The sequence below is a fragment of the Anabaena sp. PCC 7938 genome (assembly GCF_049315035.1).
GTDB classification, from domain to species: Bacteria; Cyanobacteriota; Cyanobacteriia; order Cyanobacteriales; family Nostocaceae; genus Anabaena; species Anabaena cylindrica.
The window spans coordinates 1,202,630-1,220,342 of the sequence record NZ_CP186034.1 but is presented as its reverse complement, the minus strand read 5'-3'; the positions used below and the strand labels follow the sequence as shown (position 1 = coordinate 1,220,342).

Sequence of the window (17,713 nt, the reverse complement as noted above, 5' to 3'; positions counted from 1 at the left end):
ACCGCAAAACATGGGCAGTATTTGGGAACTCGATTTTTACTCCCGTCCGATTTTGGACGAAAATCAAAAAAAAGTTTGGGAAGTCTTAGTTTGCGAAAGTCCTTCGGATGTTCGCACGAAAACAGACTCTTTATTTCGCTATGCTCAATATTGCCCTAGTACCCAGGTAAATTCGGGTTGGTTGCGGACTGCGTTACAGGAAGCTATTGAGAAAGCGGGGGAAGCTCCAATCAAAATTCGCTTTTTCCGCCGCCAAATGAATAATATGATTACTAAAGCTTGTGAAGGTGTGGGTATTCCCGCTATATCTAGCCGCCGCACTTTGTTTCTTAATCAGTGGCTACAGCAGCGCATGGAGGAAGTTTATCCCCAGGAACCAGGGTACCAAGGGATCGCAAATCCATCAGTACGTTTAGATAAACCTTTACCCCAACGTTTACCTGATGCTTTGGAAGGAAAACAGTGGGCATTTGTGACTTTAGATGCGGGGGATTTTGCAGAAATGCCAGAGTGGGAAATTGGCTTTGGTGAAGCTTTCCCCCTAGAATTGGCAAAATTGTCACCAGAAGCGCGGATTCCAGGAATTTTGATTTTTTCACCAAGAGCTTTACCTTTAGCTGGTTGGATGTCTGGTTTGGAAATGGCTTACTTGCACTTTGACACCAAGCAAGGAGATAGATTGATTTTGGAAACCGGTGCAACTGAAAGCTGGATTGTTGCAAATATTAAAACTCCTCAACTTCTAGCTGAGGCTCAAGGTTTTGCACAAGCGAAGGAAAAAGCTAATGGAGTTCATTTTATTGGTGTGCAGTCAGATCCCCAAGCTCAATCTTTTGCTGGGTTTTGGCTGTTACAAGAGGTAAATTTGCCTTAAACGCTGGGAATTGGGAACTGGGGAGAATTACCAAGTACCAATTCTAATTACAACGGTTCCGACACGCTGATGGGATAATAAACTGCGTCTATCTGGGGTTTACAATCCAAAGTCCACAATTAATCAAGGGAAATGGCTTCTGCAAATTTGTCACAAGATACACTAGCGGAACATCTGCTAGAACTTGCCTTAAAATCTGGCGCAGAGGCTGCGGAGGTGTATCAGTCGCGATCGCTTTCTCGTCCTGTGTTTTTTGAGGCTAACCGCCTGAAACAACTAGAAACCAGTCAATCGGAAGGGACAGCACTGCGGCTATGGCTCAATGGTCGTCCCGGACTAACGGTGGCTTATGGTTCTGTAGATCCACAAGTCATGGTAGAGCGATCGCTGGCTTTGAGCCAACTCAATCAACCGGAATTATTGGAATTAGTGGGTAAATCTCCTACGTCCTACCCTGATGTTGGGGAAGCTGTACCAGTAGAAAAGTTGATTAAATGGGGCAAGGAAGCGATCGCTCTGATTCGTGATGTTTATCCAGATGTTCTCTGTCATAGTGACTGGGAATGTGATGTTGAAAACACTAGATTAATCAATAGCAAAGGTTTAGATTGTCACTATACTGACACCACTCTTAGCTGTTATATTTCAGCAGAATGGGTAAGAGGTGATGATTTTTTGAGTGTTGCGGATGGACAAACCCAACGGGGTGAACTCAACCCTGATAAAGTCGCTTACCAAATTTTACAGCGATTAGCTTGGTCAGAAGAGAATAATGTTACTACCCCTAGCGGTCGGGTTCCGGTTTTGTTCACTTCCAAAGCTGCGGATATGTTATGGGGAACTGTTCAGGCGGCTTTAAATGGAAAACGCATCCTAGAAAAATCTTCCCCTTGGGGAGAAAAATTAGGTAAATCCATTGTTTCACCGAGTTTAACCCTTTATCAAGACCCAGAAGCAGGGCCTTATAGTTGTCCTTTTGATGATGAAGGTCAGCCTACACAGTCTTTGATATTTATTGAAAACGGCATTTTACAAAATTTTTATAGCGATCGCACAACTGGACGACAATTAAATATTGGTAGTACCGGCAATGGTTTTCGTCCTGGTTTGGGTAGCTATCCCACCCCCGGTTTATTTAACTTCCTCATTGAACCCGGTACGGCATCCCTACAACAATTGATTCAAGACATGGATGAGGGTTTAATCGTAGACCAAATACTAGGAGGAGGAGACGGTATTTCTGGTGATTTTTCTATCAATATTGATTTGGGATATTGGGTGAAAAAAGGCCAGGTAATTGGCCGCGTTAAAGATACGATGGTCGCTGGTAACGTCTACACAGCCCTCAAACAATTAGTTAAAATCGGTGGTGATGCTGATTGGAATGGTGCTTGTTACACGCCTTCACTGATAGTAGAAGGACTCTCAATCACTGGGAGAAATCGTTAAAATAATTTGGAATCCAGAATTGTGTTTACTATTTCAAGCGATCGCAGAAAGTCAGGAGTTAGGAGGAAGAAGGAAGAAGAATATTTTTCTCTTCTGTTCCCTGCTATATCAAACATTCTGTATCCTGAATCCTTATCAAGGGACTTCCAAATAAAAAAATCCGCAATTTGTAGGGTGGGTTACGCTGCGCTAACCCACCATTATCCTCATCTTAATCCTGAAAATCCTTAAATCCTGAAAATCCTGATTCTGACAATTAATCATGTTAAAATGTTGATAAATATAAGTGCAAATATAGTTTACCAATCCTAAACCTCTACCAACTAAATAACATCTGACCACTGCTGTAAATTAAATTGAAGAGTTACCACCATGACCTCAATTGAAACTACTACAAATCAACTACCCACAAACTCACTGTACGAACAAGATTTTTATATCTGGATAGAAACTACGATCAAAATTTTACGCGATCGCCAATTTAACCAATTAGATATTGATAACTTGATTGAAGAAATAGAAACGATGGGTAGGAGTGAAAAACGGGAATTAATCAATCGTCTAAGAGTATTGATAGAACATCTATTAAAACTAATATATTGGGAACAAGTAAGAGTAGAAAATCAACGCGGTTGGTTAGATACAATTGTAGAACAACGACGACAAATTCAGGAATTATTAAAAGATAGTCCGAGCTTAAAACCTTTATTATCAGAAATATTCACAGAATGTTATACAAATGCCAGGAAGGATGTTTTGATAAAAACAAATTTTCCTAGTAATAAAATTCCTACTGACTTATCATTTACCCTTGAGCAAACCTTAGACATTAATTATCTACCTTAGAGGATAATATTAGAGGCTCTGCCTCTATAATGGCATTCCCAGGCGGAGACTGGGAACGAGATCATCATCTTGCAAATATCATTTAGGATTGCTATATCAATTCAATATTAAAAATTAAAATTTATGATGTTGCTTCAGATGCTGACTCAACGCTTTCGCCTTTTGTGGCAGCCGAGAAGAGGTTTAGCAATAGCAGAAGCTTGTATTATTGGTATTGTTGCTGCTTTATCTGCTGTATTACTCAAACAGGGTTCGGGATGGTTAGGAACATGGCGAGTTCATAGTACCCAGGTGTTACCAGCTTGGCTGACTTTGCCAATCATAGGTATGGTTTTCGGGTTTTTGGCTGGTTGGTTAGTGCAACGGTTAGCACCAGAAGCCGCTGGTAGTGGTATTCCTCAAGTCAAGGCTACCCTGGCAAATATACCCATGAAGCTATCCTGGCGGGTAGCATTGATTAAGTTACTCAGCACAATCATTTCCTTGGGTTCAGGTATCACTTTAGGAAGACAAGGCCCCACTGTTCAAATCGGTGCGGGTTTAGCTGCGGGAATGAGTCGTTGGGTTCCCACCTCCCCAGAACATCGGCGACAAATGATTGCAGCGGGGGCGGGGGCTGGGTTAGCGGCGGCTTTTAACGCACCCATTGCCGGGGTATTATTTATTATTGAAGAGTTACTACAAGATTTATCAGGACTAACTTTAGGAACTGCGATTATCGCCTCTTTTATCGGTGGGGTAATTTCCCGATTATTAGGCGGTGGAAGTCTGCAACTTAACTTGCAATTAATGGAGTATTCTAGCAGTTTCTCTTTACTAGAAATTCCGGTTTTCTTAATTTTGGGTGTTTTGGCTGGGTTGCTAGGGGCGTTATTTAATCAGGGATTAGTTTTTAGTATTAAAGTCTACCGCAGACTACACGTCAGCTTACCGCTACGAGTAGCTTTGGCTGGCTTTGTTTCTGGTTTAATCGTGGCTTTATTGCCTGAGTCTTATCGAGATAATACTGGGTTAAGGGAGTATATGATTACGAGTGAAGCTAATCTTCCCTTTGCTGCGATCGCTTTCATTGCTCAATTTATTTTAACCTTAATTGCTTTTGGTTCCGGCGCACCAGGGGGTTTATTTGCGCCCAGCCTCATTTTAGGTTCTTGTTTAGGACATTTAGTTGGGGTATGTGAGTTTCATCTTTGGGGGTTAGGTTCTCTGACTACCTATGCTTTAGCGGGTATGGGGGGATTTTTTAGTGCTGTTTCCAAAGTCCCCATGACAGCAATTGTAATTGTGTTTGAGATGACGACAGATTTTAATTTGGTTTTACCGTTAATGATTGTCTCTGTCACGTCTTATTTAGTAGCAGATAAGGTAGTACCTGGTTCACTGTATGACAAACTTTTACTATTAAAAGGCATCACTATTCAAAAAGATGCACCCATAGAAGGAATATTAACTCAGTTAACAGCCAAAAACGTGATGCAACAACGGGTGGAAACTCTAGAAACAGATATGGCTGTAGAAGAAGTTATCCAGGCTTTTTCTCGTTCTCATCATCGGGGTTTTCCGGTGGTAGAAAATTGTAAATTGGTAGGAATTGTTACTCAATCAGATTTACAGAATCGCTATTTATCTCATGGTATTTCTTTGAGAGAAATCATGACACCCCAACCTGTCACAGTTAAACCCACGCAAACACTGAGTGATGTACTCTATTTATTAGACCGCTATCAAATCAGTCGTTTACCAGTGGTAGAACGACAAAAACTAATTGGGATTATTACTCGTGCGGATATTATCCGGGCGGAAGCAGACCATATCAATGGGGAAAATAGAGTTAATGGACCCCAACCAGAACCATCTTATGTAGTTTACCAGACGCGATCGCCTAGTATTGGGAGAGGGAGATTATTAGTAACTCTGGCTAACCCAGACACAGCAGAGACTTTATTACAAATGGCAGCAACTATTGCCCGCGATCGCCATTATGAATTAGAGTGTTTACAAATTATCCTCGTCTCCCGTCACAGTTCCCCCTCTGAAACACAAGTCAGTACTACAAAAAGTCGTCGCTTACTCAGACAAGCAGAAGCTTTAGCCAAAAAATGGCACATTCCCATACATACTCAAATTCGAGTCGCCCATGATGTCGCCCAAGCAGTTTTAGAGACAATTAAGGAACGACATATCGACCTGATTTTTATGGGTTGGAAAGGTAACACTTCAACCCCCGGCCGTATTTTTGGTACTGTTGTTGATACTGTAATTCGCCAAGCTTCCTGTGATGTTGTCTTGGTAAAATTAGGCAATATTTCCGACTGTTCTCATTTCAATCGTTGGCTAGTACCAATGGCTGGAGGCCCAAATGCACGGGCTGCAATTAAATTATTACCGGCTTTGGTGACATTAGGAAATGATGCTCAAATTCGTCTCATGCAAGTGTTTAAACCATCAGAATTAAAGCCAGACATGATAGTTTTAGAAGAATCAACTCGTCAACTAATGCGTCACCGCAATTTACACAGTACTGTTGTGGCTTCACCAATACAAGCAGATTCCGTGGCCGAAGGGGTAATTGATTTAGTGAAAACGGAAAGTTACGATGTTGTAGTTTTGGGCGCTTCTCGTGAGGGATTATTACAACAAGCAATTCAAGGTAATATTCCTGAAACTATTGCTTCCGGTGTAGAAAGCACAGTAATTTTGGTGAGAGGGGCAAATAATTCGTAATTCGTAATTCGTAATTCGTAATTCGTAATTCGTAATTCGTAATTCGTAATTCGTAATTCGTAATTCGTAATTCGTAATTCGTAATTCGTAATTCGTAATTCGTAATTCGTAATTCGTAATTCGTAATTCGTAATTATTATCCAGTTCCCAATTCCCAGTGACGTATTGCAATACGCCTTTTATCGAAGCCGTTGTTATTAATAAATTTTTTGTAAAAGTTTTTTACTAACAAAAAGGACAATCATTAACAAACCAAGCTGAATTTGCCAAGGTGCTAGAATAAGACTCAAAATCAAACTCACAGCTGTAAACACACCAGCTATGTAAGCAATTTCATCTTTTTGGTTTAAAAAATAGCCAGTTACTAAACCAGTACAAATTGGAATTAGAAAAAACAAGGGCATTTTACTAAAATCCTACAATGACAACAGACATAGTGGTTGATCTTCATAGATTCAACCTACTATTTGCGAACAACTTCTGATTATACACTTAAGTATGCTTTATTTACAATATTTTACAAAAACTGGGAATCTGAATTTTAATCAAAATTATATAATCATCCAGTAGATTATTAACAGTTTTTCCTATTTTCTGTTCCTCGTTCCCTGTTCCCTCTTTAAAAGTAATATTTTCCACTTAAACACCCAAATGTTAAACATTCCGCAACTACTAGCAACTGAACTAGAACTTAACCCCAATCAGGTGCAAAATGCACTGGAACTTTTAGCCGAGGGTGCGACAATTCCTTTTATTGCGCGTTACCGCAAAGAACGCACGAATGAGATGAATGAAGTGCAATTGCGGGATTTATTTGATAGGTATACATACTTAACAGAATTGGCAGAAAGGAAAAAAGTGATTTTAAATGCGATCGCGGAACAAGGTAAACTCAGCGATGAACTTAAAGCTAAAATCACTACCTGTTTACAAAAAACAGAACTTGAGGATTTATACCTACCATATAAACCAAAACGCCGCACTCGCGCCACCATCGCCAGAGAGAAAGGACTAGAAACCCTGGCTGCGTATATCAAATCTCTCAATGTAAAAAATTGTGTAGCAGCCCCATTAGAAGAAGAAGCTGCGAAATATATTTCTGAAACTCTAGGAGTGAAAACCGCAGGAGAAGCATTAAAAGGTGCTGCTGATATTCTCGCCGAAGAAGTTGCTGAAAAAGCCGAGTTACGGTCATATGTGCGTGATTATCTCTTAGAAACCGGGGTATTTATCTCTCGGATTAAAAACGATCATCCTGAAGGTACAACCAAATTTGAAATGTACCGTAACTACCAAATCAAAGTTAAAAATATTGCCCCCCATAATATGCTGGCTTTGTGTCGGGGAGAAGCAGAAAAAATATTAAGCTTTGAAATTGCTTTTGACGAAGATTTTGTACTTTCTTATTTAGAATCACAAGAAATTAAAGCCAAAATTCGCGCAATCAGAGACTTTTATCAAACGATGTTAAAAGATGCATTTAACAGATTGATGAAAACCTCTCTCATTGGCGAAGTAATTTCCGAAAAGAAAACCTATTCTGATGTTGAATCAATCAAAACCTTTGAAGCAAATTTACGAGAATTGCTATTATCTGCACCAGCAGGAATGAAACCAACCTTAGCAATAGATCCAGGTTTTAGAACAGGATGTAAAGTTGCAGTACTCGAACAAACCGGCAAATTCTTAGAATATCAAGCCGTGTTTCCTCACCAAGCGGCCGAACAACGTAAAAAAGCCGCGCAAACCATCAAAAGCTTAATTGAAAAATACAAAATTGAATTAATCGCCATTGGAAACGGCACAGCTTCCCGTGAAACTGATGAATTTGTTTCCGAAGTCCTAGAAATCTGCGAACGCAAACCAGTTAAAGTCATGGTGAACGAATCTGGTGCATCTATATATTCTGCCAGCAAAGTTGCACTAGAAGAATTTCCTGATTTAGATATTACCGTGCGCGGTGCAATTAGTATAGGACGAAGATTACAAGATCCCTTAGCGGAATTAGTCAAAATTGATCCCAAATCAATTGGTGTCGGACAATATCAACACGACGTTGACCAAAAATTACTGAAAAAAAAATTAGATGAAACCGTCGAAAGTTGCGTTAACTACGTTGGAGTTGACTTAAATACCGCTTCCAAAGAACTTCTCACCTTTGTTTCTGGAATTACACCAGCAGTAGCTAACAATATTATCGCCTATCGCAACCAAAACGGAGCCTTTAAAAATCGTCGTCAACTATTAAAAGTAGCCAAACTAGGGCCAAAAGCCTTTGAACAAGCAGCCGGTTTTTTGAGAATTCGCAGTGGAGAAAACCCCTTAGATAGCACAGCAGTACATCCAGAAAGTTACTCACTGATAGAATCCATAGCCAAAGATTTAAACGTATCATTAAATCAAGTCACAGAAATAGCTGAAAAACTCAAAAAAACCAACATCAAAAAATATGTCACCGACACCATTGGTGAACCAACACTGCGCGACATTCTCAGCGAATTAGAAAAACCAGGAAGAGATCCTCGTGCAGAATTCAAATATGCCACCTTCAAAGCCGGAATTAAAGAAATTAGAGATTTACAAGTAGGAATGGAACTAGAAGGAATAATTACCAACGTTGCTAACTTCGGTGCATTTGTGGATATCGGTGTACACCAAGACGGATTAGTGCATATTTCCCAACTGGCTGATAGATTCGTAGATGATCCGCAAAAAATAGTCAAAGTTGGACAAGTTGTCAAAGTCCAAATCTTAGAAGTCAACGAAAAATTAAAACGCATTGGCTTATCAATGAAAGCAGTCAAACAATAGAAGCGTAAGAATTCAGGAGTCAGGAGTCAGAAAGAAGGAGAAGGATAAGAATATTTTTCTCTTCTGTTCCCTCTTCCCTTCTATATCAAACATTCTGTATCCTGAATCCTTACATAAAATCTCACGCTAAAAAAACTCTCTCTGTGCCTCTGCGTCTCTGCGTGCAAAAAAATCATATCTTCACCTAACAACACCAAAATTGATATGACTATCTATCAAGTGAGATTAATCAACGAAAAGCTAGGATTAGATCGCACAATTCAAGTACCCGAAGATCAATATATAATTGACATAGCAGAAGAAAAAGGTATTCGTATACCATCTGGCTGTAAACAAGGAGAATGTTCAGCTTGTATAGCTAAACTAATTAGCGGTGAAATTGATCAAAGCGAGCAAAAATTTCTCCGTCCCCAGGAAATCCAAGCTGGTTATGTCATCACCTGCGTCACATATCCCCTATCTGATTGCGTATTAGAAACACACCAAGAACAAACCTTATATAAATCTTCCCTCTACTACAAACCAGAATAATTGAAAAACCCTCTGCGTTAAAAAAATCCTCCTTTCGGTATAACCCAATCTATCTAAAACAGGATGTAAAAACTTGAATTTTACGCCAAAATAGATTCAATTGTCTGTCAAAGAGGTAAAAATCAATGTGGGGAATATTCATAACCACACTCGCTACAGCGTTAAGTTTGTTAATTGTCGATATCATTTTCCCAGGAGTGGATATTGCTAATTTTCCCGCAGCTTTAATTGCAGGTTTAGTCATTGGTTTGATTAATGGTTCAGTGAAACCAATTCTCACAACACTATCTTTACCATTGACATTCTTAACTTTAGGTGGATTTTCCTTAGTCGTAAATGGAATCTGCTTTTGGTTGGCATCAGTTTTAGTTCCTGGGTTTAGAGTTCAAGGACTAATTGCTTTTATTCTTGCGCCAGTAATCCTATCTTTGGCTAATACATTCCTCAGTAAATATTTTGCGGAAAGGAATGTGGAATTACAAAGCAAAACTACTGAATCTTAATCTAGAAATAAGCTGGAGATAAATCTCTCAATAGAGTTTATTGTTAGATTCTGTCTCCGCAATAAATGTCAATAAAGTTAAAAAATAGCAGAAATCCCATGAAATTAACTCGTTTGCTTCTTGGTTTATTCTTACCTCCAGTAGGTGTATTCATGACAGTTGGTGTTAGTCCAACGTTGGGAATTAACATTTTACTCACTCTTCTCGGTTGGCTTCCTGGTAGTATTCATGCACTTTGGGTAATTACCAAGCATGATGAAAGACTCAATAGAGAGGAAGGTACTTTCTAAATCTAATACAGCATAATTCAGGAGGCGTATCGCAATACGCCCCTACAATAATAATATTCAAGCCTGTTTTTCAAATACCATGAAATGCTGCTGTTGGGGGGTTGGAGAAAGTTAGTAAGATTCCCCAACTGAGAAAAATGATGATGATTAGATTATAAATGGTTCTAAAGAGCGATCGCACCATTCTCCCTCAATCCGTTCCGTCACTAGTGGTGTAACAACAAACTTAGCAGGAAACCCCGCTTTTACATCCACCCGCACGCAGGAATAAGGTTTTCTCCTTTCGGAACCGTAACCACTCCGTCCCACATAAAGTAACGAATCTGCAACTTTACGAGTCGAAACACCAGCAGCATCATTAAAAGTTTCCATCAATTGAGTGCCTTCTTGACGTTGACGACGGGGACGACGGCCACTCCCACCACAAACAATATAGTTAATGTGAGAATCAGCATATCCTGTATTCCCAGTCCGCAGATGTTCCAAACAGTGCGCGTGACCGTTGAAAATCACATCCACAACAGGTCTACCTTGAGTCATCTTATCCAAAGTTGCCCCTACTTGCTCAAATACTCCACGCAAACGATGACGTACAGCTAAAGTTTGTCCTTGCTGCCACTTGGTCGCTTCTGTAACATAAGGTGGATGATGAAAAAATATTACCCGTCCCCGCACATTTGAACTATGCCAAGATTCAATCAACCGACTTCGCAACCAATCAAGTTGTTCAAAATCCACATCAGCACTCGTGTGAGGTTCTAATTGCTTATCAATATCAATTTTGACCTCGTTAAGTTGGTCTACCTTCGCAACCAAATCTGCCAGTTGTTCAGCTTCTACAGTATTTTCAGAATTAAGTTTGTCGCACTCAGCCAAAATTTGCAACTCTTCTCGTTCTAATTCTTGACGACGTTGTAGCAACTCTCGACGGAAAACATCTCCCGCTTCATTTCCCGGTAAAGGTGCTGGTGTATTAAAAGTATTAGAATCAAGAGCAAAAAAATCAATTCCCCCATAACGAAACGTATAATACCGATTAGGTAACCGGGTAAAATTTCCCGGTTGATAACGCAAACAACGTCCTGTATCAGTTTTTGCCGTATAATATTCATCCAAATGAAGTTTTAAATCATTTGGAGACATCCTTGCCAAATAATCAATAAATGCTCTTGTATAAGCATCACCTTGATTTGAACCATGCCAACCAACCTCAATATCTTTGTAACGCAACATCCGACGCAGAGATAAGGTAGAACCAGTTACTAATCTATATAACAAAGGCACATCATAGTAATCATGATTACCCAAAACTGGCAAAATGGGTAATTTAAATACCATTTGGTCATAAGCAATACTTTTGGGATTTTCACCACCTACAATAAATTCGCGGTAAGGTTCAATAAAATTAGCCGGATAATATTCACGAGAACCTACCAAATAAACTACATCACCAGTATGTAAAACAAAACGACAATCATCGTTATTACTCAGCAGCATTTCCATAACTTGACGTTGTGGATGTTGTCCATAATCGGATTTCGTACCACTATCACCAATTACCATAAACGAAAAATCTGGACTTTCCTCCTTGCCATCATCTAGTATCAGGGAGGTTTGGTCAATTCCCCGTTCTTTAATACTAGGATGCATCCATCGCACCCTTTGCTTCATCTTTTGAATTTTGACAGGAACCGATGGTTCAGAAATCAATTTCATAGCTGAAATTAGCTAACATCTAAGCTGATTCTAACGAGTTAATCAATTTTTGATAATCACACATCCTATGTGATGTCGCTTAGTAGCGTAACATAAACTAGAGTCTAATACTAATTCTACTTATATCTTAAGGATGATATAGCCTTTCCCACTCTAGTTAGATACAAAATTACCCCTCCCCAACCCTCCCCTTGGTAAGGGGAGGGTGCGCGACAGCGCGGGTGGGGTGTATTTCATGAGCTTGGGAATTGCTATATTCAAGTATTTAAATACTTTTCTTAATAAATATATCCAGTTTCCTCTCATCCGTTTGGTACAGTCCCCACATATATAGAAACTACGAGAAAGTTTTTCAGCTTTATCAACTGGGAATACTTACTTATTCCCGAAATCTTGTAGCCGCAACTCCTTTAACCAAAAGTTATAAGGACAATTTAACTTTGTAAATACCTTAGTTAACCAACTGAATTACACCCCATTGTCCATTTGTCAACCAATTAGGGTCAACTATTGCTAATTCTTCCATAACATCTGACTTCAAACCTGCTGCTACTTCTGACTTGAGAGTACGTAAAGCTACCATTGGTGCAGGTAAATAAGAAACTATCTCTGCAAAATTTGTAGTAAAATCCCAGTTTAAATCTCCTAACAAGCGTCGATAATTAGTATCACCTTTGACAATCATTAAATTAGACTTTCCTAACTCATCTTTGAGTGATTTTGGTATTTCCCAAAATGCTAACGGTGAAGTCCAAAAATAATCTTCAGTTAAAACCAATCTACCTGAAGCCAGATTTTTTGTTAATCTCTGTCCCAAAGATTTAACTTGAATATTGCTACTTTGGATCAAAAAATTCTTAGTATAATGCACATCCTTGATCATTGCATCAGATACAAAAGTTGGATGCGGTTTTAAATGCAGATAAACCTGACTAGCAAAACCACTACCCAATAAAAAATCAACCAAACATAAATCACAAATTAACTCAAAGCCAGCATTATCAACAACCAAATCAATACAGTTATTCTCCGATTTTGTTAATAACTTAGTAATAGCAAATGTATCATCTACTAAGATATTACTTAATTGCGTCTGAATATTGAAACGACTCCTATCATCTTCAAAAGCTGACCATAAACTTAAGTCAACACGATTTCCCCACAATGCAAAATACAACAAAGCAATGAGAGAAGATTTACTAGGTTTGTCTTCTTGCTGTGATGCATTCAACCATTCTTGCGTTTGAGTACACAGAGAAATAATGGAATCAATTGATGTTTCTAAACCTTGAATTTTTTGTAACCCAAATGGGTCAACACTTTGCCATTCTCCTGGTTGAAAGTAATTAGTTATATTGAGAATAAGACGATAAAAATAAGTTTCTGCAACAAACCAAGGTATATCTACCCAACGTTGACCTTTATATGGTTCTATATATTTATTCCAATCGTTAAAATCTACACCAGTGTCATCTATTAAAGATTGTAAATAACCGCTTGGTAATTCCGCTGCTAGTTTTTCCAAGCCTTGATTTATTTCCGTAGGGAATTTATTTTCTATAATCACACGGCGAGCAATATCCGGCATCCGTTGAGTAACTGTATACTCAGTAAAAGATCCAGCATCTGCACCTATAAGTGACGCTGGTAGTGGTAAATTGGGAATTTGAGGTTTATTCACTAAAAACTACTATCTCCCATTAATTTTTAGTTATTCTAACCTGATTTTATTACTTATGCTAAGTTGTTAGTTAGAAGATGTTTGAAAACTAGAAGATGAATATAATTTGTCATGCTGACCGGAACGCAGTGGAGGGAAGAAGCTCAATTTTTTTTCAAGTTATGAGATCCTAGATCCTCCGGTGCGCTAACGCTCTGCAAACAGCATGACAAAACAGGATAATGTATTTTGTGGCTTACTTTTAGAGAAATTATTTGAACCATATTTTCCAGGATTAAGATTAGGATTTTATCACCTATTACTAGTCTAAACTACATAACTAACAACGTGGAATCATCATTCCTCAATGCTTTGGGTAAAATTAACTTGTTCATATAAGTCAGTAAAAGCAATCTGAAAATCAACTGTTTGCAGTTTTAAAATATCTGATTCAGATTCATATTCTGTGAATATCCATTTACCATCATCTGTTTTTACATACTGCATAACATGATGTTGATATTGATTAATTAAGATATATTCTTTAAATTCTGGTATTGAGCGATAATAAAGAAACTTATCACTTTGGTCATAATTGCTAGTTGATTTAGATGAAACTTCAGCAATTAATAATGGATTCATCACTGTAGTTGTATTTGATCCCGTGTAAATAGGTTCTCCTTGAATTACCATCACATCCGGGTAAGTATGCTGACGATAACGCGGTATCCACAACCGCACATCACCAATATAAACATCATAATTTTTCTTTTTTAAAGCAAATTTCAGATAAGCATAAAAATTACCTGCAATTTTATTATGATTTGTTGTTCCTCCAGTCATGGGTATAATTTCTCCGTCGCGGTATTCACTTTTATATTCTGCTTTCTCTTCTAGTTCTAGATATTCTTCTGGGGTATAGTGCCGGGTTTGTGTTTGCATAATATCAACAGGGAGTTAATTATTGTGATATTAGTAATATTGTATCATATTTAAATGTTATGGTTATGTAAAGTCAATTTAGTTTCCGATTTGCAGCACAATAATAAGTGATTTACAAAGCAAGTAATTTAGAAATTAAAAAGCAAGGATATCAACACTATGAACACTGCCAAACTCAGCACTGACGGCATTCACTAAGTCGTAATTTTACCAGAAGGCTTTCAACTCACAGGTACTGAAGTTTATATCAAAAAGATTGGTAATGCTATTGTTCTCATTGCCAAAGATAACCCCTGGCAATCTCTAATTGATAGTTTAGATAACTTCTCTGATGACTTTCAAGAAGTTATAAGCTGCTTGTTAAATAATAACACTGTAAAATCATGAACAAGGTACACCAAAACTCAGTTTTAGTGCGACGCTGCTTAGGAATCGCTCATCTTCTAGCTTAGGTTAAGGAACGCAACCCAACATAATAAAAATATCTGATTCATATTTTTTGTCTGAATCTGAATGTCCAGGATTTGAGGATTTACAAGATTGTGATTTGTAAGTTGTTGGTGGGATGCGGAAATTTTAATTGTCTGAATCAGGATGTCCAGGATTTGAGGATTTACAGGATTATGATTGATTAATTTTCTGTGAATATTGAAAGATAAAAATGATAATTACAATCACAGTATATTATCTATCATCCAAAAATCGCCCTTTTTCCTAAACAATAAAAAATCACATCCTGTACATCCTCTAATCCTGGGTATCCTGATTCAGACAAGATTGTGGTATTTATCGCCTTGAATAAATTATAATAAAAATAAACATCGCCAAAGGTGTATATAATTATGAATACGTTAGAAAAATTAGAATTGCTGAGTGAAAACTGTACCGATAACACAGAATTAGAGCGAATTATTGGGCAACTTCTAAATGTGATTTTGACTCGTCATCGTCAAAAACTCGCTATCTATAACTTGGATATAGATAAATTTGAGAAAAAATATAATCTTACTTCTGAACAATTTGAGCAACAATTTAATTCGGGAAATTTAGGAGATGAAATGGATTTTTTTGAGTGGTTTAGCTTGTGTGAACTACGCAAAGATATTTTACAAAAAATCAAGAAATTAAAACAAGCTTTATGAAAAATGCCGATGACTATTTGGCATGGGTAAAATCTGTGATTGCACTTTGTCCAGAAGTAGTGATTTTAAAGATTATTCGAGAAGAATCACAACTGGATAAAGGATTATGGCGTTATCGTCTGACATTAAAAGATGGTAGCTTTTTAGAAATGTTTGAATTTTTTAAAAGAGCATCAGGACAAATAGAAATAATTAAATATAGTTTCCATTGGCAAACTGAGAATGGACAACTAATAAAACGTTGGGACAACGCACCCCATCATCCTGAAATTTCAACCTATCCTCATCATATACATGATGGTTCTGAAGACTCTGTTTTTCCCTATTTACCTGTTGATATTGAAGAGATTGTAAAAAAAGTTTCTGAACAAATCAAATCTGAATCAAGTTAGATTTTGAAACTTATTGCTGAAAACGATCTAAAATTTGACTAACAAATGTTTCTGCATGAATATGTGGTGTATGTTCAGAAATAGAAATTGATGCTGCAATTTCTTCTCGCGCTTCCTTAACCCATCAAAGGTTTATAGATATTATTTTAGCTCACAAGTTGTATTGTCTCGCTACCTACCTCTTCAAAAATTTCTGCCGCATCTTCACCACAAAACTATTCACTTCCGGTATTCTCAACCAAGCAGCAACAACCGCAAATACCCCAATTCCCACCAAACCAGAAATAGACAACTCAACTAACAAAATAACTAAACCCTTATTTCCCAAAACCTGCTGACAAGCAACCAAAGTTCCATAACTTGCAACTCCAGCAACCATACTACCCGCTGTTAAACCCAGAATTGGTAAACTCCATTCCCGCAAAGGTAAACCGTTTAATTTACGATTTAACAACCACAACAACATTAATATTGAACTGCAATTTACACTAACTGTAGCTAATACCAAACCAGGCGCACCAAAAGGTTTAACCAAAACAAAATCTAAACCAGCATTGAGTAAAATATTAAAAATGCTAATTTTAAAAGGTGTTTGTCCATCACCTAAAGCATAAAATACTCTAACTAAAACATCACGCGCTAAATAGACAAACATCCCAATACCATAGGCAACTAATAGAGAAGAAACTAACTCTGTAGCTTCTTGTTTAAATGCTCCTCGTTGATAAATTACCTGCACAATTGGCTCGGATAAAGCTATCATTAAAGCACCCAAAGGTAGCATAGTGACAGCAGTTAATAAAAGTCCTTGACGAATGCGTAATTTTAAATCTGACCAGTTTTCTGGTTCTGCTAATTTTGCAAATATGGGTAATAATGGCAGTAAAATAATATTAGAAATAATCCCCAAGGGGGTTTGTACTAATAAATTAGCATAGTTAAAACCTGCTGCTGCACCTTTAATTGGACTGGCAAAATATAAATCTGTGGCGACATTAATCGGCATCATTCCTGAAGAAATTGTTGCCGGAGTCATGATTTTAATTACTTCTTGAACTGCGGGAGATTTAAAATCAAATCTCAGTTTTAATGTTCCTAAACCTAACCGCCACTGCACAATTAATTGTACTATCCATTGGAGAATTGCTCCGGCTAAGGTTCCCCAAGCTAGAACCATACCACCGATTAAAGCGAATTCTGGCTTGATGATATCTTTGCCATATTGCAAAGTTAAAATACCAATGCCTGCAATTACGGTAATGCTCGATAATAAAGGACTTATGGAAAGTAACCAATATTGATTTGCGGCGTTGAGAGTACCAAACCCAATCCCTATTAAACCGGAAAATAAGGCCATGGGAGCCATTATTTGCAGTTGACGAATTGCGATCGCTCTTGTGGTAGGCTCTAACCCATACCCAACTATATCAATGATTGGTTCTGCCAAGAAAATCTGAGCAACTGTCACCACCAACAACAACCCACCAACTATGGTTGTGACTGTTTCTACTAGAGGTGCAGCTTCTTCTCGTTTGCGCTTGGCTAAAACGCTAACAATGGCACTATGCAGGGGACCATTGACACCACCTAGTAAAATTAATAAAAAACCGGGGATAATGTAGGCATAACTGTAAGCAGTAGCAGCAGCACCAACACCAAAAGCAGCAGCTATGGCTTGTTGTCTTACTAAACCAAAGATTTTACTAATTAACGTCGCTGCGGCAACAATACCAGCAATGCCAGCGAAAGAACGAGCAGGTTTTTGTTCTGATTGTGTCACTAATAATACCCGAAAACTCTTGCAGAGTGTATATCTAAGAATATTTAACCTGA

16 protein-coding genes are annotated in these 17,713 nt (G+C 38.0%); 11 read left to right on the top strand and 5 right to left on the bottom strand.

From position 1 onward, the window contains the following. Positions 1–10: 10 nt before the first annotated feature. The 4 genes from ACOWPH_RS05870 to ACOWPH_RS05855 all read left to right on the top strand — a co-directional run bounded on the left by ACOWPH_RS05870 (position 11) and on the right by ACOWPH_RS05855 (position 5,893). A complete protein-coding gene (locus tag ACOWPH_RS05870) occupies positions 11–874 on the top strand; it encodes a Tab2/Atab2 family RNA-binding protein (protein WP_015214491.1) in 864 nt (287 codons plus the stop codon). A gap of 132 nt (positions 875–1,006) precedes the next feature. Continuing rightward, a complete protein-coding gene (locus ACOWPH_RS05865) occupies positions 1,007–2,323 on the top strand; it encodes a TldD/PmbA family protein (protein WP_015214490.1) in 1,317 nt (438 codons plus the stop codon). A 372-nt stretch (positions 2,324–2,695) separates the two neighbouring features. Continuing rightward, positions 2,696–3,169, top strand: coding sequence for a DUF29 domain-containing protein (locus ACOWPH_RS05860; protein ID WP_015214489.1), 474 nt, complete (start codon positions 2,696–2,698; stop codon positions 3,167–3,169). Positions 3,170–3,295: 126 nt separating this feature from the next. Beyond that, the gene (locus tag ACOWPH_RS05855; protein ID WP_042464916.1) at positions 3,296–5,893 is read left to right on the top strand and encodes a chloride channel protein; all 2,598 of its coding nucleotides are present in this window, start codon (positions 3,296–3,298) and stop codon (positions 5,891–5,893) included. Between the two features lie 197 nt (positions 5,894–6,090). Here the strand turns inward: ACOWPH_RS05855 and ACOWPH_RS05850 are convergent, their stop codons facing one another. After that, on the bottom strand, positions 6,091–6,297 hold the full coding sequence (locus ACOWPH_RS05850; RefSeq protein WP_015214487.1) for a hypothetical protein: 207 nt from the start codon (positions 6,295–6,297) through the stop codon (positions 6,091–6,093). A gap of 247 nt (positions 6,298–6,544) precedes the next feature. Between ACOWPH_RS05850 and ACOWPH_RS05845 the strand changes: the two genes are divergently transcribed. From ACOWPH_RS05845 to ACOWPH_RS05830, 4 genes are all read left to right on the top strand, one after another. Continuing rightward, positions 6,545–8,704: a Tex family protein gene (locus tag ACOWPH_RS05845; RefSeq protein ID WP_015214486.1), complete on the top strand. Its 2,160-nt coding sequence runs from the start codon at positions 6,545–6,547 to the stop codon at positions 8,702–8,704. 204 nt (positions 8,705–8,908) lie between these two features. Beyond that, entirely contained in the window at positions 8,909–9,235 is a 327-nt protein-coding gene (locus ACOWPH_RS05840; RefSeq protein ID WP_015214485.1) for a 2Fe-2S iron-sulfur cluster-binding protein, read from the top strand. A gap of 125 nt (positions 9,236–9,360) precedes the next feature. Next, positions 9,361–9,738 carry a phage holin family protein gene (locus ACOWPH_RS05835; RefSeq protein ID WP_015214484.1) on the top strand — a complete coding sequence of 126 codons (378 nt, stop codon included), beginning with the start codon at positions 9,361–9,363 and terminating at the stop codon, positions 9,736–9,738. Between the two features lie 98 nt (positions 9,739–9,836). After that, positions 9,837–10,028 (top strand): YqaE/Pmp3 family membrane protein, encoded by a 192-nt coding sequence (locus ACOWPH_RS05830; RefSeq protein ID WP_015214483.1) that lies wholly within the window; start codon positions 9,837–9,839, stop codon positions 10,026–10,028. A 147-nt stretch (positions 10,029–10,175) separates the two neighbouring features. On the opposite strand, the gene ACOWPH_RS05825 is transcribed toward ACOWPH_RS05830, so the two are convergent. The 3 genes from ACOWPH_RS05825 to ACOWPH_RS05815 form a co-directional block, all read right to left on the bottom strand. Then, on the bottom strand, positions 10,176–11,744 hold the full coding sequence (locus ACOWPH_RS05825; protein WP_015214482.1) for a metallophosphoesterase family protein: 1,569 nt from the start codon (positions 11,742–11,744) through the stop codon (positions 10,176–10,178). A 451-nt stretch (positions 11,745–12,195) separates the two neighbouring features. Further along, the gene (locus ACOWPH_RS05820; protein ID WP_015214481.1) at positions 12,196–13,425 is read right to left on the bottom strand and encodes a damage-control phosphatase ARMT1 family protein; all 1,230 of its coding nucleotides are present in this window, start codon (positions 13,423–13,425) and stop codon (positions 12,196–12,198) included. 336 nt (positions 13,426–13,761) lie between these two features. After that, positions 13,762–14,346: a Uma2 family endonuclease gene (locus tag ACOWPH_RS05815; RefSeq protein WP_015214480.1), complete on the bottom strand. Its 585-nt coding sequence runs from the start codon at positions 14,344–14,346 to the stop codon at positions 13,762–13,764. 204 nt (positions 14,347–14,550) lie between these two features. Between ACOWPH_RS05815 and ACOWPH_RS05810 the strand changes: the two genes are divergently transcribed. The 3 genes from ACOWPH_RS05810 to ACOWPH_RS05800 all read left to right on the top strand — a co-directional run bounded on the left by ACOWPH_RS05810 (position 14,551) and on the right by ACOWPH_RS05800 (position 15,880). Beyond that, complete coding sequence (locus tag ACOWPH_RS05810; RefSeq protein WP_244887761.1) at positions 14,551–14,733, top strand: antitoxin; 183 nt, start codon at positions 14,551–14,553, stop codon at positions 14,731–14,733. A 455-nt stretch (positions 14,734–15,188) separates the two neighbouring features. Next, on the top strand, positions 15,189–15,488 hold the full coding sequence (locus tag ACOWPH_RS05805) for a hypothetical protein (RefSeq protein WP_015214479.1): 300 nt from the start codon (positions 15,189–15,191) through the stop codon (positions 15,486–15,488). Beyond that, on the top strand, positions 15,485–15,880 hold the full coding sequence (locus tag ACOWPH_RS05800; RefSeq protein ID WP_015214478.1) for a toxin-antitoxin system TumE family protein: 396 nt from the start codon (positions 15,485–15,487) through the stop codon (positions 15,878–15,880). The genes ACOWPH_RS05805 and ACOWPH_RS05800 overlap by 4 nt, the downstream gene beginning before the upstream one ends. Positions 15,881–16,055: 175 nt before the next feature. Here ACOWPH_RS05800 and murJ read toward each other — a convergent pair whose 3' ends face one another. Beyond that, positions 16,056–17,660: a murein biosynthesis integral membrane protein MurJ gene (murJ, locus tag ACOWPH_RS05795; protein ID WP_015214477.1), complete on the bottom strand. Its 1,605-nt coding sequence runs from the start codon at positions 17,658–17,660 to the stop codon at positions 16,056–16,058. Positions 17,661–17,713: the final 53 nt, after the last annotated feature.